The following is a 17834-nucleotide window of genomic DNA, read 5'->3' as shown; positions in this document are numbered from 1 at the left end:
GTCGCGCGTGCCGGCCTCACGCCCCGGGCGGGGAAAGCACGCCGAGCCACGCCACCAGCCCGAGAATGAGCCCACCCAGGCAGGCCTCGGCGATCAGGCTTGCGCGCAGGGCGCTCACCGCCCCTGCCGGGTCCCCCGAACGCACCGCCGCCTCTAGCCGCGGGCTCAGCCGGAACCGGTTGGCCGCAGCCAGCGCGAGCATCAGCGCAAAGACCGCCAGCTTGGCCAGCAGCAAGCCACCGTACGCCGTCGTGAACACCCCCTCCACCGTCGGGCCGACGATCAAGAGATAGTTCGCGGCGCCGGTCACCGCCAGCGTGGCCACGATCAGCGTGCCGAGGCCGGCGAAGCCGCTGGAGACACGGCTGAGCCTGGCCGCCGCGCCCGGCGCGCGCATCTGCCCGGCAGACGCCAGCAAGACAAAGGCCGCCAGCGCGCCGACCCAGGCACCGGCCGCCAGCAGGTGCGCGATGTCCGTCGCCGCATGCAGCATGCCCCGCGCGCCTTGGTCCATCGCGCCATGGCCGGCCCACGTCAGGGTGGCCAGGGCCGTTGCGCCAAGTGCCGCCAGCACGGCGAAGCGCGCGGTCGGACAGCGACGCAGCGCCAGGGCAGCGGGCAGGCAGGCCACCAGGGCCGCCATGCGCACCGCCCACGCCAGCCCGAACGCCGTGGCGCCCAGGATCATGCCGAACACATGGCCGGTCAGTTCCGCATACTCGGCCGCGCCCGTCATGGCCTTGGCCATCACCACGGCGCTCCACAGCGACAGCACGATCCCCACGGCGACCGACACCGCGACGACCCGCACATACCGCCGCGCGATCGCCGACGCCCGCTCCTCCGGACGCAGCGCCCCGAGGCCGAACAGCGCCACGCCGAAGACAAGCATCAGGTCAAGGTACAGCGCAAAGCGCAGCGCGACATTCAGCCCATCGTCCGCCATCGGGCTACTTCACGTCGAACGCGACATTGCCGCTCACCACGTGCGTGTCCGAGGCGACGGCCCGCCAGTCCACGCGATAGGAGCCCGGCACCAGCGGCTGCGCGGGGGTGATGACCATGGTCTTGCCCTCATCGGCGCCCGAGACTTTAGCGGTGACCTTCATGGCCCCGTGGTCCGCCATCCCGGGCATGGCGGTCATGACGAGATTGGCGCCGGAGAACTGCGCGACGAGGGCTTCGGAGAAGTGCAGCTCGATCCTGGCGGGCGCGGCGCCCCCCGACTTGTCGGCGGGCGTCGACGAGACGAGCTTGGGGTGGGCGAAGGCCGACGAAACGGCCAGGGCGGCGCAGGCCGCGACGGTGGCCTTTGCGGCTCGGGAGATTGTGAACATAGGGGCGCTCATGAAGTGGGTTATAAAAATGGAAAGTCTAGAACCAGAAGCGTACGCCCGCGACAACCCGTGTCTCGCCGCGGCGTCCGCCCGCCGCCTCGATCAGGTTGGCGGTGCCGCCGAACGCCTGGCTGCGCTCGACGCCGACATAGGGCGCGAACTGGCGGCTGAATTCGTAGCGCAGGCGCAGTCCGAGCGTGCCGCTGGAGAGCCCGCTGCCGATCTCCAGGGCCGGGTCGCGCTTGCCGTAGAAGCTGGCCTCCAGCCGGGGCTGCAGGATGAGCCGCTGTGTCAGCAGCAGTTCGTACTCGCTGGAGAGCCGCAGCGCGGTGCGACCGCTGTCGCCGACATAGGCCGTCGCCTCGAGGTGGAACCAGTACGGCGCCAGTCCCTGCACCCCGAACGCGGCCCAGCTGCGGCCCGGGCGGCCGGTGCCCGCATCGTTGCGCAGGCCGAGCTGGGTGTCCCAGAACGGCGCGATCGCGTGGCCCCACAGCAGCTCGGTGCGGGCCTCTTCGACACGGCCTTTGTGAATGTCGCCCTCTGCCTTGATGACCAGCTTGTCGTAGCTCGTGCCGAACCAGGCCTGGGCGTCGTACGCGGTCGCGTTCGTGCCGTTGCCGTGCGCCCATTCCAGGCGCTCCACCAGTACCGAAGCGAACCGGTGCTCGTCGGCCATCATCAGGTGGCGCGTGTCGCCCAGCGCGTAGGGGCCGGCGCCGAGGCGGTAGCCGTTGGAGTACGCATCGGGGTCCCGGGCGTCGGGCGGCGCCGAGCCGCCCTGCATGTTCATGCTGCCGTGGTCCATGCCCGGCATCGCGCCGTGGTCCATGGGCATGGCGCCGTGGTCCATCCCCGGCATGGCGCTGTGGGCGCTGTGGTCCATGCCGGGCATCGCATCGTGCCCGCCCTGCGGCGCGGCCTGCGCGGCGGTGGGCTGCCCTGCGTCCGGGCCCGGGCGCTCCTGCGCCCAAGCCATCCCGATACCGGCGGCGGCCAGCGCTGCCGCCAGTGCGGTCCTTGCGTGTCGGATCATGATCGAACGCGAACGCGAACGGGTGTCGGGGGCCGGCATCATGCGACCACCGCCTCGCGGAACATGCCCGCGTCCATGTGCAGCATCAGGTGGCAATGCCATGCCCAGCGGCCCAGGGCGTCCGCCGTGACCAGGAAACTGATGCGCTGCGCGGGCTGGACCGGCACGGTGTGCCGGCGCACCTGGAAGCGCCCGTCCGGCGCTTCGAGCTCGCTCCACATGCCGTGCAGGTGCATCGGGTGCGTCATCATCGTGTCGTTGTGCAGGATCACGCGCAGCCGTTCGCCGTGGCGGAAGTGGATCGGCGCCGAGCGGCCGTACTCCACGCCGTCGATCGACCAGGTGTAGCGCTCCATGTTGCCGGTCAGGTGCATCTCGATCTCGCGCTGCGGCCCGCGCCGGTCGAGCGGCCCGCCGAGGGTGTGCTGGTCCGCCAGCACCAGCACGCGCCGCCCGTTGCCGCGCAGACCGATGCCGGGATCGTCCAGATTGGTGCGCGGCGTGTCGACGCGCATGTCGGTGCCGGGGCCGTATTCGGTGCGGGCATGGCGGACCTTCCGGCTCGGCACCCGCAGGTCGTCCGGGCCGCCGGATCCGTCCATCATGGCCATGCCGTCGGTGTCCGCCGGCGCCATCGGCGTGATGTCGCCCGCGTCCATCATGGTCATGCCGCCGTGGTCCATGCCGGCCATACCCCCCATACCGCCCATGTCTCCCATCATGTCGGTCATGGTGAGCCACTGGGGCGTGTCCAGGGCCGGCACCGGGGCCTGCATGCCGGGGCGCACGGCCAGCGTGCCGCGCGCGTAGCCGGTGCGATCCATCGACTGGCAGAAGATCGTATGGGCGTCGTCCTTGGGCGAGACCAGCACGTCGCAGGTCTCGCCCGGGCCGAAGCGGAACTCATCGACCGTGACCGGCTCGATGTCCTGCCCGTCGACCTGCACCACCTTGAGCTTGAGCCCGGGGATGCGGACGTCATAGAACGTGCTGCCGGCGCCGTTGATGAAGCGCAGCCGCACGGTCTCCCCCGGCGCGAACAGGCCGGTCCAGTTGCCCGCCGGCGTGATGCCGTTGGCGAGGTGGGTCAGCGTGGCGCCGGACAGGTCGGCCAGGTCGGTCGGGCTCATCCGCATCTGGTTCCACATGCGGCGCTTGGCGAGCGCGGCCTGCCAGCCGTCGCTGGCGACATCGCGGAAGAAATCCGCCACCGTGGGCTGGTGGTAGTTGTAGTAGTCGCTCTGGGTCTTGAGCTTGGCGAGGATCCGCATCGGGTCCTCGTCGGTCCAGTCGGCGAGCAGCACGGTGTAGTCGCGGTCGGCGCGGATCGGGTCGCTGCCGGCCGGGTCGATGATGAGGCCGCCGTACACGCCGGTCATCTCCTGGAAGCCGGAGTGCGAGTGATACCAGTAGCTGCCGCTCTGCCGGACCTGGAAGCGGTAGGTGAAGGTCTCGCCGGGGGCGATGCCGTGGAAGCTGAGGCCCGGCACGCCGTCCATCTGGAACGGCAGCAGGATGCCGTGCCAGTGGATCGAGGTGGGCTCGCGCAGGCGGTTGGTGACGCGCAGGGTGACCGTGTCGCCCTCGCGCCAGCGCAGCGTGGGCCCGGGCAGCATGCCGTTGACGGTGGTGGCCATGGCCGGCTTGCCGGTGAAGTTGACCGGGGTCTCGTCGATCACGAGGTCGAATTCGGTCCCCCGCAGCACCGGGGCCGTGCCGAGCGCGGTGGCGCCGGCCGCGGCGGCCGATGGGGCGATGCCGCCCAGCCCCAGCCCGGCGATCACCCCGCCGGCGGCCAGCCCTTGCACGAACCGCCGCCGGGGCAGGTTCGGCAGCAGCAGGCCGGGTGCATGATTCATGCGCATGATCGGATGTCCTTGCGTCGTGCCCAGAGTGGAAAAATGCAAGCAGGCTAATGAGCGGCAGGCTACCCTCGCCTGACTGGAACATTACAGTTTGGTCATCTCTGCGTCATCTCGCCGCGCACAGGGTACGCTACGGCCCGCGCGCGCCGCCGATCCCGCCCCCTCCAGTGATCCCGACCCGACATCCAACGAGAACATGAAGCTGCTAGTCGTCGAAGACGAAACCAAGACCGGCGAATACCTCCAGCAGGGCCTGACCGAGGCCGGGTTCGTGGTGGACCTCGCCCGCAACGGCGTGGACGGCCTGCACCTCGCCACGACGGGCGACTACGACCTGCTGGTGCTCGACGTGATGCTGCCCGACCTGGACGGCTGGCAGGTCGTGCAATCGCTGCGCGCGGCCGCGTGCGCGGTGCCGGTGCTGTTCCTGACCGCGCGCGACAGCGTGGGCGACCGGGTCAAGGGGCTCGAGCTGGGCGCCGACGATTACCTGGTCAAGCCGTTCGCCTTCGCGGAGCTGCTGGCGCGGGTCCGCACCCTGCTGCGCCGGGGCAGCACGCCGGTCGCGCTCGACCGCATCCAGATCGCCGACCTCGTGCTCGACCTGGCCCGCCGCCGGGCCTCGCGCTCGGGGCAGCGGATCGCGCTGACCAGCAAGGAGTTCGCCCTGCTCGAACTGCTGGCCCGCCGCCGCGGCGAAGTGCTGCCGCGCTCGCTGATCGCCTCCCAGGTGTGGGACATGAACTTCGACAGCGACACCAACGTGATCGACGTCGCCATCCGCCGGCTGCGCGCCAAGATCGACGACGACTTCACGCCGAAGCTGATCCAGACGGTGCGCGGCATGGGCTACGTGCTCGAAGACCCGGAGGACGCGGCATGAGGCGGCGGCTCTCGCTCACCGCGCGGCTGACCGCCCTCTTCTCGCTGTGCTCGGCGGCGGTGCTGCTGGGGCTCGGCGTGGTCATCGCGCTGGCGATGGAGCAGCACTTCGCGGTGGAGGATTTCACCGCGCTGGGCGAGCACGTCAGCGTGATCGGGAAGATCGTCGAGTCCGGCCCAGCGCCGCAGGCCGAGGCGCGCATCCGCGATGCCCTGCAGCACCGCACCGGCTTCGTCGCGCGGATCCTGGGCCCGGACCGGCGCGCGCTGTACGCGAGCGACGGCTTCGACTTCCGGGCCGCGGACGAGGCCCTGGCCCGCGCGCGGCCCGGCAGCGACCGGCTGGTCTGGGCGCAGGGCGGCCAGCAGTACCGCGCCATGCACACCACCGTCGCGCTGCGCGACGGCACGGCCGGCCGCCTCGACATGTTGGTGGCGATGAACACCGACATCCACGCCCACTTCCTGCATACGTTCCGCGGCACCCTGGCCTTCTATATCGCCCTGGCGGCGCTGGCCAGCGGGGTCTTCGGCTGGTGGGCGGCGCGGCGCGGCCTGGCGCCGCTGCGCACGCTGGCCTCGCGGGCCCGCACGGTGACCGCCGACAAGCTCGACGAGCGCATGCCGGTGGACACGGTGCCGGCCGAGGTCGCCGACCTCGCCGTCACGCTGAACGCCATGCTCGAGCGCCTGCAGCACGACTTCCGCCGGCTGTCCGATTTCTCGACCGACATCGCGCACGAGATCCGCACGCCCATCACCAACCTGCTGACGCAGACCGAGGTCGTGCTGTCGCAGCCGCGCGAGGGCGCCAAGTACCGCGACGTCCTGACCTCCAACGCCGAGGAGCTGCAGCGCCTGGCACGCATGGTCTCGGACATGCTCTACCTGGCCAAGATGGAGCACAGCCTGACGCTGCCCAGCGCCGAAGACATCCACCTCGCCGACGAGCTGCGCGCCCTCTTCGAGTTCTACGACGCGCTGGCCGAGGACAAGGCGGTGCGGCTGGAACTGCGCGGCGACGGCCGGGTGAGCGGCGACCGGCTGATGCTGCGGCGGGCGCTGAGCAACCTGCTGTCCAACGCGATCCGCCATGCGCCGCCGCGCGGCGCCGTGCTGGTCTCGATCGCCGACACCGGCCACGGCGTGACGGTCTCGGTGGACAACGACGGCGACGAGATTCCGCCGCAGGTCCTGTCGCGGATCTTCGAGCGCTTCTACCGGGCAGACAAATCGCGCGCGCGGCCCGAATCGGACAGCACCGGCCTGGGGCTGGCCATCACCAAGGCGATTGTCGTGGCGCATGGGGGCAGCATCGCCGTCTCGCGGGTGGGCGGGCGCACACGGTTCGCGCTCCATTTCGCGCGGCGGCCGGAGGCGGGCGCCGCCCCGCACTGACGGGCCGATCGGCACGGGCCTGCGCGGCCCGCGACGCGCCTGCCCGCCCGTCGTCCGTCAAGCCTTGCCGGCGCTGCGGTAATCCGTCGGCCGCATGCCGGTCCACTTGCGGAACGCGCGGTGGAAGGCGCTCGGCTCGGCAAAGCCGACCATGGCCGCGATGTCGGCGATGGTGCGGCGCGCGTCCTGCAGCGCATTGATCGCGATGTCGCGCCGCAGGTCGTCCTTGATCGACTGGTAGGTGTGGCCCTCCAGCTTGAGGCGGCGGCGCATGGTGGCCTCGGCCACGTTGAGCCTGAGCGCCATCGCACCGGACGCCGGCCATGCCGCCGCCGGCAGCGTGCGCAGCGTCTTGCGCACCCGCGCGGCGAACGCATCCGGGTTGCGGTACTTGACGACGAAGCTGCCCGGCGCGTCGCGCAGGAAGGCCTTGATCGACGCGGCGGTCTGGATCACGGGCAGGTCCAGGAAGGCCGGCGACAGGTCGACGCAGGACACCGGCTGGCCGAACGCCAGGTCGTCGCAGAACATCAATCGGTATTCCTGCCCGGCGGGCGGCGCGGGGCAGCGGAAGCGCGCCGCGATCAGCGGGATGCGCCGGCCGACCAGCCAGCAGACCAGGCCGTACACCATGATGAACCACGTCGCATACGCGAACATGGCCGGCTCCGGCGTGCCCGGCCGATGCGCGAAGGTCAGGCGCACGCGCTGCGCATCGGCATCGACCCGCACGGCGAGGTCATCGAGCACCAGCCGCATGAACCCCGTGGCGCGCTGCAGCGCCTGCCGGCCGGTGCGCGCGGTCAGCGCGGCCTGTGTCATGGCGACGAAGCTGCCGCTGCGCATGGGGTGCGAGTCCTGGCCGAAGAACTCGTCGTCGAGCGAGCGCGCGATGGTGCTCCACAGCGCGCCGTACTGCGCCGACGAAACACGGCCGCGCGGCGAGGCCAGCATCTGCGGCGCGATCCCGGCCGCGGCAACCAGCGGCTGCACGTCGAGCCCGCGCGAGCGGGCCAGCGCCAGGGTCTCGGCGACGAGGCTCATGGAAATGGTGCCCTTTTCGTGGTGCTTCATCGTCGTCGCGGAAGGCAAAAAGCAAAAGGAAAAAGGCGGAAAGCAGATGGACCGCGGGCCGGATGCGGTCTCCCCTCGCACCGCCGGGGCCGGCCCCGCATGGCAAATCCGCTCACGCAGATTGATCGTGACGGGCATCGAAGCCGTGCCGGCGCCTGCCTACACTGACTCCCCATCGAATGACCGCGCCACCCCGGCGCAGGGCACGACAGTGTAAAGCGCACGCACGCGCGACGCCACGCGGCCGGGCAACAGAGACCAAGCGATGGACGATTTCTACACCGACGAACAGCGGATGATCCTCGACGCCGCCCGCGACTTCGCCACCGAGCGCCTCGCGCCCCACGCGGCGCAGTGGGACCGCGACAGCCGCCTGCCCGACGACGTGGTCGCGCAGATGGGCGAGCTGGGGCTGCTCGGCATGATGGTGCCGCCCGAATGGGGCGGCTCGTACACCGACTACGTCGCCTACGCGCTCGCGCTGGAAGAGATCGCCGCCGGCTGCGCCGCCTGCGCGACGATGATGAGCGTGCACAACTCGGTGGGCTGCGGGCCGATCCTGAAATTCGGCACCGACGCGCAGAAGGCGCGCTACCTGCCCGACCTGGCTACAGGCCGCGCGATCGGCGCGTTCTGCCTGACCGAGCCGCACGCCGGGTCCGAGGCCAACAACCTGCGCACCCGCGCCGTGCCGCGCGACGGCCACTGGGTGCTCAACGGCAGCAAGCAGTTCGTGACCAACGGCGCGCGCGCGCAGCTCGCCATCGTGTTCGCCGTGACCGATCCGGACGCCGGCAAGCGCGGCATCTCCGCCTTCATCGTCCCGACGCAGACGCCGGGTTTCCACGTCGGGCGACCGGAGCACAAGCTCGGCATCCGCGCCTCGGACACCTGCCCCATCACGCTCGACGACTGCGCCGTGCCGCAAGCGAACCTGCTGGGCGAACCGGGCGAGGGCCTGAAGATCGCGCTGTCCAACCTGGAAGGCGGGCGCATCGGCATCGCCGCGCAGGCGGTCGGCATTGCGCGTGCCGCGTTCGATGCGGCGCGCCGCTACGCCAACGAGCGCGTCCAGTTCGGCAAGGCGCTGCGCGAGCACCAGACCATCGCCAACATGCTGGCCGACATGGCCACGCGCCTGAACGCCGCGCGGCTGCTGGTGCACCACGCGGCGCGGCTGCGCAGCGCGGACAAGCCCTGCCTGTCCGAGGCGTCGCAGGCCAAGCTCTACGCGTCCGAACTGGCCGAGGAGATCTGCTCGAAGGCGATCCAGATCCACGGCGGCTACGGCTATCTGGCCGACTACGCCGTCGAGCGCCATTACCGCGACGCGCGCATCACGCAGATCTACGAAGGCACCAGCGAAGTCCAGCGGATGGTGATCGCGCGGCACGTCTAGCGCCGCCGCACGCGCCACCGCAAACACAGAGCGCACCCACCGCGCCGATGAGGAGACGACGATGAACGATGTGACACCCGCAGCCCGGGACTTTCTCGCGGCGCGCGATCTGCTGTTGCGGTATCGCACCGACTACGACCGCGCGTATCGCGAGTTCCGCTGGCCCGAGCTGGACACCTTCAACTGGGCGCTGGACTACTTCGACGTGATCGCGCGCGGCAACGACCAGCCGGCGCTGTGGATCGTCGACGACCCGCGGGGCGAGGGGCTGCGGCTGTCGTACGCGCAGATGTCGGAGCGCTCGGCGCGGGTGGCGAACTTCCTGCGCGGCCTGGGCATCGTGCGCGGCGACCGGCTGCTGCTGATGCTGCCGAACCGCGTCGAGCTGTGGGACGTGATGCTGGCGGCAATGAAGCTCGGCGCGGTGGTGCTGCCCGCCACCACGCAGCTCTCGGCCGACGACGTGCTGGACCGCGTGCAGCTGGGCGGCGCGACCTGCGTGGTGGCCGATGCGGCGGAGCTGGCCAAGTTCGAGGCCGTCGATGCCGGCGTCAGGCGCATCGCCGTGGGTGCGCGGCGCGACGGTTGGATCGACCTTGCCGAGGCGTACCGCGCCCCGGCCGCGTTCGTCCCGGACGGACCGACGCGCGCGACCGATCCGCTGCTGCTGTATTTCACCTCGGGCACCACGTCCAAGCCCAAGCTGGTCGAGCACACGCACCAGAGCTACCCGGTGGGCCACCTGTCCACCCTGTACTGGATCGGCCTGCAGCCCGGCGACGTGCACTGGAACATCAGCTCGCCCGGCTGGGCCAAGCATGCGTGGAGCTGCGTCTTCGCGCCGTGGAACGCGCAGGCGTGCGTGTTCGTCTACAACTACGCGCGCTTCGTGCCCCGGGACACGCTGGAGGTGCTGGTACGCTGCAACGTGACCACGCTGTGCGCGCCGCCCACCGTGTGGCGGATGCTGGTGCAGGAGCCGCTGGCGTCGTACCCGGTGAAGCTGCGCGAGATCGTCGGCGCCGGCGAGCCGCTGAACCCCGAGATCATCGAGCGCGTGCGCCGGGCGTGGGGCGTGACCCTGCGCGACGGCTTCGGCCAGACCGAGACCACCTGCCAGATCGGCAACACGCCCGGGCAACCGGTGGTGCCGGGCTCGGTGGGCCGCCCGCTGCCGGGCTACCGGGTCGAACTGCTGGACGCCGATGACCGCCCCGCCGCCGAGGGCGAGATCGCGCTGCCGCTGTCGCACCGCCCGCTGGGCCTGATGCAGGGCTACGCCAACCACGCCAAGGCCACCGCCGAGGCCATGCGCAACGGCTACTACCATACCTCCGACGTCGCCATGCGGCGCGACGACGGCTACTTCGTCTACGTCGGCCGCACCGACGATGTGTTCAAGTCGTCGGACTACCGGCTCAGCCCCTTCGAGCTGGAAAGCGTGCTGATCGAGCACGAGGCCATCGCCGAGGCGGCCGTGGTGCCCAGCGCGGACCCGCTGCGGCTGTCGGTGCCGAAGGCATTCGTGACGCTGCGCCAGGGCTACGAGGCGGGGCCCGAACTGGCGCGCGCCGTGTTCCGCTTCTCGCGCGAGAAGCTCGCGCCCTACAAGCGCATCCGCCGCCTGCAGTTCAGCGAGCTGCCCAAGACCATCTCGGGAAAGATCCGGCGCGTCGAGCTGCGCCGCCGCGAGCAGGAACGCCTGCCCGAGCCCGCCCGCCTGCCGGGCGAGTACTGGGAAGACGACTTCGCCGATCCGCGCTGAACCCCATCGCCCTCATCGCCCTCATCGCCCTCATCGCCCTCATCGCCACCCAATCGACATCACGGGCCGCCGCACGGCAACTGTCACGCACGGCCACCGACTTGCACAGGAGACATACCATGAGCGCCGTCGCATCCCTCTCCCCGGTCTCAACCGCCGGGCATCCCCGCACGCAGCCGACCGTCAAGCTGCTGATCGGGGGCGAGTTCGTCGAATCCCGCTCGGCCGAGTGGCGCGAGGTGGTGAACCCGGCCACGCAGGAGGTGCTGGCGCGCGTGCCGTTCGCCACGCGGGATGAGGTGGATGCGGCCGTCCGCTCGGCGCACGCCGCGTTCGCCACCTGGAAGCACACCCCGGTGGGCGCCCGCATGCGCATCATGCTCAAGTACCAGGCGCTGATCCGCGAGCACCTGCCGCGCATCGCCCGCACGCTGACGGCCGAGCAGGGCAAGACGCTGCCCGACGCCGAGGGCGACATCTTCCGCGGGCTCGAGGTGGTCGAGCACGCGTGCTCGGTCGGTTCGCTGCAGCAGGGCGAATTCCTGGAGAACGTGGCCGGCGCGGTCGACACCTACACGCTGCGCCAGCCGCTGGGCGTCTGCGCCGGCATCACGCCGTTCAACTTCCCGGCGATGATCCCGCTGTGGATGTTCCCGATGGCGATCGTCTGCGGCAACACCTTCGTGCTCAAGCCGTCGGAGCAGGACCCGCTGTCGACCATGCTGCTGGTCGAGCTGGCGCTCGAAGCGGGCGTGCCGCCGGGGGTGCTCAACGTCGTGCATGGCGGCAAGGAAGTGGTGGATGCGCTGTGCACGCATGAACTAGTGAAAGCGGTGTCGTTCGTCGGCTCGACGGCGGTCGGCACGCATGTGTACCGGCTCGCCGGCGAGCACGGCAAGCGCGTGCAGTCGATGATGGGCGCCAAGAACCACGCGGTGGTGCTGCCCGACGCCAACCGCGAGCAGACGCTCAACGCGCTGGTGGGTGCGGCGTTCGGCGCGGCCGGCCAGCGCTGCATGGCGACCTCGGTGGCGGTGCTGGTGGGCGCGGCGCAGCAATGGGTGCCCGAACTGGTGGAGAAGGCCCGGGCGCTGAAGGTGAACGCGGGCGTCGAGCCCGGCACCGATGTCGGCCCGGTGGTCTCGCGCGCGGCCCGCCAGCGCATCCTTGACCTGATCGAATCCGGCGTGCGGCAAGGCGCAACGCTTGCGCTCGACGGCCGCGGCGTTCGCGTCGCGGGCTATGAAGACGGCAACTTCATCGGCCCGACCGTCTTCACCGGCGTGAAGACCGACATGGACATCTACCGCAACGAGATCTTCGGGCCGGTGCTGCTGGTGCTGACCGCGCCCACGCTGGACGAAGCCATCGCGCTGGTCAACCGCAATCCGTTCGGCAACGGCGTGGGCCTGTTCACGCAGAGCGGCGCGGCGGCGCGCAGGTTCCAGAGCGAGATCGACGTGGGCCAGGTCGGCATCAACATCCCGATCCCGGTGCCGGTGCCCTACTTCAGCTTCACCGGCTCGCGCGGCTCGAAGCTGGGCGATCTGGGGCCGTACGGCAAGCAGGTCGTGCAGTTCTACACGCAGACGAAGACGGTCACCGCGCGCTGGTTCGACGACGCGGTCGAGGCCGGCGGCGTCAACACCACCATCAGCCTGCGCTGAGCCACCATGCGGAGACCTCTCATGAAGATCGCTTTTATCGGGCTTGGCAACATGGGCGCCCCGATGGCGCGCAACCTGCTGAAGGCGGGCCACGCGCTCAGCGTGTTCGACCTCGATGCGCGGGCCGTGCAGTCGCTGGTGGACGCGGGCGCCAGCGCCGCCCCCTCGCCCAAGGCCGCGGCGACCGGCGCCGACTGCGCGATCACCATGCTGCCGGCCGCCGCGCACGTGCACAGCGTGCTGACGGCGGACGACGGCATCCTGGCGGGCATCGCCAAAGGCGTGCCGATCATCGATTCGAGCACGATCGACCCGGACAGCGCCAAGGCCCTCGCCGCGCTGGCCACCGCGCACGGCAACCCGTTCGTCGACGCGCCGGTCTCCGGCGGCACCGGCGGCGCGGCGGCCGGCACGCTGACCTTCATGGTGGGCGGCGGCGCGGCCGTGTTCGAGCAGGTGCGCCCGGTGCTGTCGGCCATGGGCAAGAACCTCGTGCACTGCGGCGAGGCGGGCGCCGGCCAGGGCGCGAAGATCTGCAACAACCTGGTGCTCGGCATCACCATGGCCGGCGTGGCCGAGGCCATGTCGCTGGGCGAGGCGCTGGGCATCGACCCCAAGGTGCTGGGCGGCATCATCAACACCTCCACCGGCCGCTGCTGGAGCTCGGACACCTACAATCCCTTCCCCGGCGTGATCGAGACGGCGCCGTCGTCGCGCGGCTACACCGGCGGGTTCGGCACCGACCTGATGCTCAAGGACCTCGGCCTGGCCGGCGATGCCGCCAAATCGGTGCGCCAGCCCGTCTACCTGGGCGCGCTCGCGCAGCAGCTCTACCAGGCCAGCAGCAGCCAGGGCGCCGCCAAGCTCGATTTCTCGGCGGTGATCCGGCTGTACCGGCCGGAAGGAGCCGCACGATGATCGCACTCGACTGGCTGCACGACGGCACCGTCGCCCTGCTGACGCTCAGCCGCCCGAGCGCCAATGCATTCACGCCGGAAGGGCTGCGGCAGTTGCAGGCCACCGTCGAAACGCTCGATGCCGATCCGCGCGTGCGCGCGCTGGTCATCACCGGCGACGGCCCGAAGTTTTTCAGCGCGGGCGCGGACCTGAACACCTTCGCCAGCGGCGACCGCGACGTGGCGCGCGAGGCCGCCGCCCGCTTCGGCGCAGCGTTCGAGGCGCTGCAGAACGCGCGTCCGGTCGTGATCGCCGCCATCAACGGCTACGCGATGGGCGGCGGGCTCGAATGCGCCCTCGCCTGCGACATCCGCATCGCCGAGCGGCACGCGCAGCTGGCCGTGCCGGAAACCGCGGTCGGGCTGCTGTGCTGCGGCTGCGGCACGCAGACCCTGCCCTGGCTGGTCGGCGAAGGCTGGGCCAAGCGCATGATCCTCACCGGCGAGCGCATCGACGCGCAGACCGCGCTGCGCATCGGCCTGGTCGAGGAGGTGGTCGACACCGGCGCGGCGCGCGAGGCGGCGCTGGCGATGGCGCGGCGCGTGACGACGCTGAGCCCGCGGGCGGTCACCTTCAGCAAGGCCCTGATCCACCAGGCGCGCCACGGCGTGCCGCGCACGGCTGCGCTCGCCGTCGAGCGCGAACGGTTCGTGGACCTGTTCGGCCATCCCGACCAGCGCGAAGGCGTCAACGCCTTCCTGGAAAAACGCCCGCCGCGCTGGCACACCGCCGCCAGGCCAGAGGAGGCCCTGCCATGAGCGCCTTGCCGAAGCCGGCCGAGCCGGCCGCCGCCGCGGAGCCCGAGGTGCTGTTCCACGTGGTGAACCGCGTCGCGATCCTCACGCTGAACCGTCCGTCGGCCCTGAACGCCCTGTCGCACGGCATGGTGCGGCAGCTGTCGGCGCTGCTGGCGCAGTGCCGCGACGATGCCCGCATTGCCGCGGTCGTGCTGCGCGGCGCGGGAGAGAAAGGCTTCTGCGCCGGCGGCGACGTGCGCGCGCCCTACCGGCTGGCGCAGCAAGGCCAGGCGCACGGCCCCGACGGCTGGCTGCAATTCTTCGTCGACGAGTACCGGCTGGACTACGCGCTGCACCGGTTCCCCAAGCCCGTGGTCGCGCTGCTCGACGGCATTGCGATGGGCGGCGGCATGGGGCTCGGGCAAGGGGCACGCCTGCGGGTCGTCACCGAGCGCAGCCGGATCGCCATGCCGGAAACCCGCATCGGCTTTCTGCCCGACGTGGGCGCGACGCACTTCCTGGGCGCGATGCCGCCCGAGATGGCGCTGTACATCGGGCTGACGGGCACGACGCTGTCGGGCGCCGACGCCCTGCATTGCGGGCTGGCCGACGTGTGCGTACCCGCCGAGTGGCTCGCCTCGTTCGAAGACCGGCTGCTGCGCCTGTCCCACGCGGGCGCCCCGGGCGACCTGATGCAGGCGCTGCGCCGCGTATTCGAGCCGCCGTGCAACATCGTGCCGCATGCCGCCATCGCGCGGACGACACCGTGGATCGTGCGCTATTTCGATCGCCGCTCCACCATCGACCGCATCGTCGCCACGCTGCGCGAGAGCCTGGAGCGCGATCCCGCGCGCGAGGCCAGGCAATGGCTGCAGGCCACGCTCGACGCCATGGCCACGCACTCGCCGACGATGCTGCATGTCACGCGCGAGGCGCTGCTGCGCGGGCGCCAGCTGACGCTGGCCGAGTGCTTCCGCATGGAGCTCGGCATCGTGGCGCGCGCGATCGAGGAAGGCGACTTCTGCGAGGGCGTGCGCGCGCACCTGGTCGACAAGGACCATCGCCCCGGCTGGGCACCGGCCACGCTGGCCGGGGTGCGGCCGGAGCGGGTGCGGCATTTCCTGTCGTCGCCGTGGCGCGGCGCGGCGCACCCGCTTGCGCGTCTCGGGGCGCAGCCGCAGGCCGCATGATCCGCCGCGGCAGGCCGGGCCCGGTCAGCGTGCCGCCTGCCACATCGCGCCACATCGCGCCACGCCGAGCCGCGCGGCATCCGCCGCAAGCTCAACCGTTGCGGAAGAGGAAGCTGTACGCATTGAGCGCCGGCACGCCGCCCAGGTGGGCGTACAGCACGCGCGCGCCCTCGGGAAACTCGCCGCCGCGCACCCGGTCGATCATGCCGTGCATCGACTTGCCCTCGTACACCGGGTCGGTCAGCATGCCCTCCTGGCGCGCGCACAGCCGGATCGCCTCCAGCGTGCCTTCGTTCGGCAAGCCGTATTCGGGGCCGCCGTAGCGCGTGTCGAGCACCACGTCGTCTTCCGTGATGTCGCGGCCGAGTTCGACCAGCTTGGCGGTATCGCGGGCGATCCGCAGGATCTGCTCGCGCGTCTGCTCCGGCTTGGCCGATGCGTCGATGCCGATCACCCGGTCGGCGCGCCCGTCCGCCGCGAAGCCCACCACCATGCCAGCCTGTGTGCTGCCCGTGACGGAGCACACCACGATGTAGTCGAAGCGGAAACCGAGCTCGGCCTCCTGCTGGCGCACCTCCTCGGCAAAGCCGACGAAGCCCAGGCCACCGAGCGGATGCTCCGAGCAGCCGGCCGGGATCGGAAACGGCTTGCCGCCCGCGCGGCGCACGTCCTCCATGGCCTGCTCCCAGCTCGGGCGGATGCCGATGTCGAACCCGGCCGCGTCCAGCCGCACGTCCGCGCCCAGGATGCGCGACAGCTCGATGTTGCCCACCCGGTCGTAGACCGCATCGGCATAGTTGACCCAGTTCTCCTGCACCAGCACGCACTTCAGCCCCAGGTGCGCGGCCACCGCCGCGACCTGGCGCGTCTGGTTCGACTGGATGCCGCCGATCGAGACCAGCGTGTCGTAGCCCCCGGCCAGCACCTCCGGCACCAGGTATTCGAGCTTGCGCGTCTTGTTGCCGCCGAAGGCCAGGCCGCTGTTGCAGTCCTCACGCTTGGCGTAAAGCTCGACCTTGCCGCCGAGGTGGGCCGACAGCCGCTTGAGCGGCTGGATGGGCGTGGGGCCGAAGGTCAGCGGATGGCGGGGATGCTTGTTCAGGTTCATGCGGGCGGCTCCGGAGCGTCGGAAGAAGAAGGGATGAGGGCTCCATCATAGGAATCCGCCCGCGAAATGTGCTTGCGAATATCACGGCCGAATCGGAATATGGACCACATGAAACGGATCTCCACTTTTCCTGATTTCGTGGATATGAAGAAAGTCGCAACAAAATTTCGCAGCCCAGCCGCGGCGGCGCCCCAGGGCGCCGCGCTATCGGCACTGGACCGGACGGACCGCGCCATCCTGAAGTGGCTGCAGCGCGATGCCTCGATCTCCAACGTGGCGCTGGCGGACAAGGTGAGCCTGAGCCCGCCCGCGTGCCTGCGGCGCGTCGAGCGGCTCAAGGAACTGGGATGCATCCGGGGCGTCGTGGCGCTGCTCGAGCCGAAGGCGCTCGACCTGGGCACGCTGGTGATGATCGGCGTGGTGCTGGACCGCTCGACGCCGGAGTCCTTCGCCGACTTCGAGAAAGCCGTGCAGAAGGTGCCCGGCTGCCTGGAGTGCCATGTGGTGACCGGCGAGTTCGACTACTTCATGCTGGTGCGCACCCGGGACAACGACAGCTACAACCGCCTGCATGCCGAGCAGTTGCTGTACCTGCCGGGGGTGCGCCAGATCCGGACGTTCATGACGCTCAAGCAGGTGCTGTCGACCACGCAGTTGCCGATCGCCTGACGCCGCCCCGCGCCGGCCCTTCATCGCCCGGCGGCCGATGCGGTGGCATGGCCGTGAACCAGCGCGGCCTGGCCCGGCGGGAAATCGCGCTCGTCGTCGTTCAGGTCGCGCGCGAGCGAATAGGCGGCGCTCACGGCCGCGATCACGATGGCAATGGCGAACAGTTGCTGGCGTTCCATGAGACTCCTCCCTGGCTTGCGATGAAATGTGTGTTCAGGCGGGCCGGCACGCCTTCAGCCGGGCATCGATGAAATTCCGGGCGGCATCGACGGCGTCCCGCGCCGCGCCGATCGGCGTCCGGAACGCCTGGCCGACCTCCGTGCCGACGTCGACCAACGCGCGACAGTCGAGGCTGACGGCGAATGCCGCCCTCCACAGCCCGCCGCCGATCCGCCGGGGCCGAATGGTGATCGTGTGGTTCCTGTATTCGTGCAGCTGCTCGAAAGCGACCTGCCCATCGCCGGCCGCCTCGGGATCGGAGGCAGGGCCGGCAGCGGCAGGATTGGGAGAAGGTGATGTTTTCATGGCGATATGGCCCGGACGGAGGAAACGTGCACGGACCCGGTATTCCCAACGCAACGTTCGGGCCGGTCTGCACGAGAACCGGACAGCGCCGGCCCCCGGGCGTTTCCCACCCATCGAATACTGTATATCCATACAGTATAGCGACGCGACTTCGATGGTCAACTTTTCCGCACGCCACCCGCACCCCGGCCACGCCATCCGCCATGCAAGCCGCCCCACGCGCAC

Annotated in this window: 18 protein-coding genes; 10 read left to right on the top strand and 8 right to left on the bottom strand. The window is 70.7% G+C overall.

Annotated features, from left to right (window positions below; genetic code table 11):
* Positions 1-16 precede the first annotated feature (16 nt).
* Genes copD through GO999_RS17340 form a run of 4 tightly spaced genes read right to left on the bottom strand, consistent with a single transcriptional unit; the run spans position 17 to position 4238 of the window.
* On the bottom strand, positions 17-946 hold the full coding sequence (gene copD / locus GO999_RS17355; protein ID WP_118872620.1) for a copper homeostasis membrane protein CopD: 930 nt from the start codon (positions 944-946) through the stop codon (positions 17-19).
* A 4-nt stretch (positions 947-950) separates the two neighbouring features.
* On the bottom strand, positions 951-1337 hold the full coding sequence (copC, locus tag GO999_RS17350) for a copper homeostasis periplasmic binding protein CopC (RefSeq protein ID WP_011003956.1): 387 nt from the start codon (positions 1335-1337) through the stop codon (positions 951-953).
* 37 nt (positions 1338-1374) lie between these two features.
* On the bottom strand, positions 1375-2373 hold the full coding sequence (locus GO999_RS17345; RefSeq protein WP_225891723.1) for a copper resistance protein B: 999 nt from the start codon (positions 2371-2373) through the stop codon (positions 1375-1377).
* A 38-nt stretch (positions 2374-2411) separates the two neighbouring features.
* Positions 2412-4238, bottom strand: a complete 1827-nt coding sequence (locus GO999_RS17340) for a copper resistance system multicopper oxidase (RefSeq protein WP_165591987.1) — start codon at positions 4236-4238, stop codon at positions 2412-2414.
* A 196-nt stretch (positions 4239-4434) separates the two neighbouring features.
* Here GO999_RS17340 and GO999_RS17335 point away from each other — a divergent pair, with 196 nt between their 5' ends.
* Entirely contained in the window at positions 4435-5121 is a 687-nt protein-coding gene (locus GO999_RS17335; RefSeq protein WP_016725227.1) for a heavy metal response regulator transcription factor, read from the top strand.
* Positions 5118-6518: a heavy metal sensor histidine kinase gene (locus GO999_RS17330; protein WP_011003952.1), complete on the top strand. Its 1401-nt coding sequence runs from the start codon at positions 5118-5120 to the stop codon at positions 6516-6518. The genes GO999_RS17335 and GO999_RS17330 overlap by 4 nt, the downstream gene beginning before the upstream one ends.
* Positions 6519-6575: 57 nt before the next feature.
* Here GO999_RS17330 and GO999_RS17325 read toward each other — a convergent pair whose 3' ends face one another.
* Positions 6576-7592: an AraC family transcriptional regulator gene (locus GO999_RS17325; RefSeq protein WP_211907030.1), complete on the bottom strand. Its 1017-nt coding sequence runs from the start codon at positions 7590-7592 to the stop codon at positions 6576-6578.
* On the opposite strand from GO999_RS17325, the gene GO999_RS17320 reads away from it, so the two are divergent.
* From GO999_RS17320 to GO999_RS17290, 7 genes are all read left to right on the top strand, one after another.
* Entirely contained in the window at positions 7561-7809 is a 249-nt protein-coding gene (locus tag GO999_RS17320) for a hypothetical protein (RefSeq protein WP_020830247.1), read from the top strand. The genes GO999_RS17325 and GO999_RS17320 overlap by 32 nt on opposite strands.
* A 48-nt stretch (positions 7810-7857) precedes the next feature.
* Positions 7858-8991 (top strand): acyl-CoA dehydrogenase, encoded by a 1134-nt coding sequence (locus tag GO999_RS17315; RefSeq protein ID WP_211907029.1) that lies wholly within the window; start codon positions 7858-7860, stop codon positions 8989-8991.
* A gap of 61 nt (positions 8992-9052) precedes the next feature.
* The gene (locus GO999_RS17310) at positions 9053-10756 is read left to right on the top strand and encodes an AMP-binding protein (RefSeq protein ID WP_211907028.1); all 1704 of its coding nucleotides are present in this window, start codon (positions 9053-9055) and stop codon (positions 10754-10756) included.
* Positions 10757-10875: 119 nt separating this feature from the next.
* Complete coding sequence (locus tag GO999_RS17305; protein WP_211907027.1) at positions 10876-12423, top strand: CoA-acylating methylmalonate-semialdehyde dehydrogenase; 1548 nt, start codon at positions 10876-10878, stop codon at positions 12421-12423.
* 21 nt (positions 12424-12444) lie between these two features.
* Entirely contained in the window at positions 12445-13341 is an 897-nt protein-coding gene (mmsB, locus tag GO999_RS17300) for a 3-hydroxyisobutyrate dehydrogenase (RefSeq protein WP_069079399.1), read from the top strand.
* Complete coding sequence (locus GO999_RS17295; protein WP_211907026.1) at positions 13338-14138, top strand: enoyl-CoA hydratase; 801 nt, start codon at positions 13338-13340, stop codon at positions 14136-14138. Before mmsB ends, GO999_RS17295 begins: the two co-directional genes overlap by 4 nt.
* Entirely contained in the window at positions 14135-15307 is a 1173-nt protein-coding gene (locus GO999_RS17290) for an enoyl-CoA hydratase/isomerase family protein (protein ID WP_211907025.1), read from the top strand. Before GO999_RS17295 ends, GO999_RS17290 begins: the two co-directional genes overlap by 4 nt.
* A 91-nt stretch (positions 15308-15398) precedes the next feature.
* Here GO999_RS17290 and GO999_RS17285 read toward each other — a convergent pair whose 3' ends face one another.
* Positions 15399-16415, bottom strand: a complete 1017-nt coding sequence (locus tag GO999_RS17285) for a 1-aminocyclopropane-1-carboxylate deaminase (RefSeq protein ID WP_028854205.1) — start codon at positions 16413-16415, stop codon at positions 15399-15401.
* Positions 16416-16559: 144 nt separating this feature from the next.
* On the opposite strand from GO999_RS17285, the gene GO999_RS17280 reads away from it, so the two are divergent.
* Entirely contained in the window at positions 16560-17084 is a 525-nt protein-coding gene (locus GO999_RS17280) for an Lrp/AsnC family transcriptional regulator (protein ID WP_211907024.1), read from the top strand.
* Between the two features lie 20 nt (positions 17085-17104).
* Here the strand turns inward: GO999_RS17280 and GO999_RS17275 are convergent, their stop codons facing one another.
* Both GO999_RS17275 and GO999_RS17270 read right to left on the bottom strand, forming a co-directional pair.
* Positions 17105-17263 carry a hypothetical protein gene (locus tag GO999_RS17275; protein ID WP_011003942.1) on the bottom strand — a complete coding sequence of 53 codons (159 nt, stop codon included), beginning with the start codon at positions 17261-17263 and terminating at the stop codon, positions 17105-17107.
* A gap of 34 nt (positions 17264-17297) precedes the next feature.
* Positions 17298-17771 carry a DUF6566 family protein gene (locus GO999_RS17270; RefSeq protein ID WP_248173421.1) on the bottom strand — a complete coding sequence of 158 codons (474 nt, stop codon included), beginning with the start codon at positions 17769-17771 and terminating at the stop codon, positions 17298-17300.
* Positions 17772-17834: the final 63 nt, after the last annotated feature.

The sequence above is a fragment of the Ralstonia nicotianae genome, assembly GCF_018243235.1.
GTDB lineage: Bacteria > Pseudomonadota > Gammaproteobacteria > Burkholderiales > Burkholderiaceae > Ralstonia > Ralstonia nicotianae.
Note: the sequence above shows the minus strand (reverse complement) of the source record. Positions and strands in the feature narration are given on the sequence as shown.

Excerpts from the sequence above, each read along its gene's own strand:
- copD (WP_118872620.1), bottom strand. The coding sequence starts at position 946 with ATGGCGGACGATGGGCTGAATGTCGCGCTGCGCTTTGCGCTGTACCTT.
- copC (WP_011003956.1), bottom strand. The coding sequence starts at position 1,337 with ATGTTCACAATCTCCCGAGCCGCAAAGGCCACCGTCGCGGCCTGCGCC.
- GO999_RS17345 (WP_225891723.1), bottom strand. The coding sequence starts at position 2,373 with ATGATCCGACACGCAAGGACCGCACTGGCGGCAGCGCTGGCCGCCGCC.
- GO999_RS17340 (WP_165591987.1), bottom strand. The coding sequence starts at position 4,238 with ATGCGCATGAATCATGCACCCGGCCTGCTGCTGCCGAACCTGCCCCGG.
- GO999_RS17335 (WP_016725227.1), top strand. The coding sequence starts at position 4,435 with ATGAAGCTGCTAGTCGTCGAAGACGAAACCAAGACCGGCGAATACCTC.
- GO999_RS17330 (WP_011003952.1), top strand. The coding sequence starts at position 5,118 with ATGAGGCGGCGGCTCTCGCTCACCGCGCGGCTGACCGCCCTCTTCTCG.
- GO999_RS17320 (WP_020830247.1), top strand. The coding sequence starts at position 7,561 with ATGGAAATGGTGCCCTTTTCGTGGTGCTTCATCGTCGTCGCGGAAGGC.
- GO999_RS17325 (WP_211907030.1), bottom strand. The coding sequence starts at position 7,592 with ATGAAGCACCACGAAAAGGGCACCATTTCCATGAGCCTCGTCGCCGAG.
- GO999_RS17315 (WP_211907029.1), top strand. The coding sequence starts at position 7,858 with ATGGACGATTTCTACACCGACGAACAGCGGATGATCCTCGACGCCGCC.
- GO999_RS17310 (WP_211907028.1), top strand. The coding sequence starts at position 9,053 with ATGAACGATGTGACACCCGCAGCCCGGGACTTTCTCGCGGCGCGCGAT.
- GO999_RS17305 (WP_211907027.1), top strand. The coding sequence starts at position 10,876 with ATGAGCGCCGTCGCATCCCTCTCCCCGGTCTCAACCGCCGGGCATCCC.
- mmsB (WP_069079399.1), top strand. The coding sequence starts at position 12,445 with ATGAAGATCGCTTTTATCGGGCTTGGCAACATGGGCGCCCCGATGGCG.
- GO999_RS17295 (WP_211907026.1), top strand. The coding sequence starts at position 13,338 with ATGATCGCACTCGACTGGCTGCACGACGGCACCGTCGCCCTGCTGACG.
- GO999_RS17290 (WP_211907025.1), top strand. The coding sequence starts at position 14,135 with ATGAGCGCCTTGCCGAAGCCGGCCGAGCCGGCCGCCGCCGCGGAGCCC.
- GO999_RS17285 (WP_028854205.1), bottom strand. The coding sequence starts at position 16,415 with ATGAACCTGAACAAGCATCCCCGCCATCCGCTGACCTTCGGCCCCACG.
- GO999_RS17280 (WP_211907024.1), top strand. The coding sequence starts at position 16,560 with ATGAAGAAAGTCGCAACAAAATTTCGCAGCCCAGCCGCGGCGGCGCCC.
- GO999_RS17275 (WP_011003942.1), bottom strand. The coding sequence starts at position 17,263 with ATGGAACGCCAGCAACTGTTCGCCATTGCCATCGTGATCGCGGCCGTG.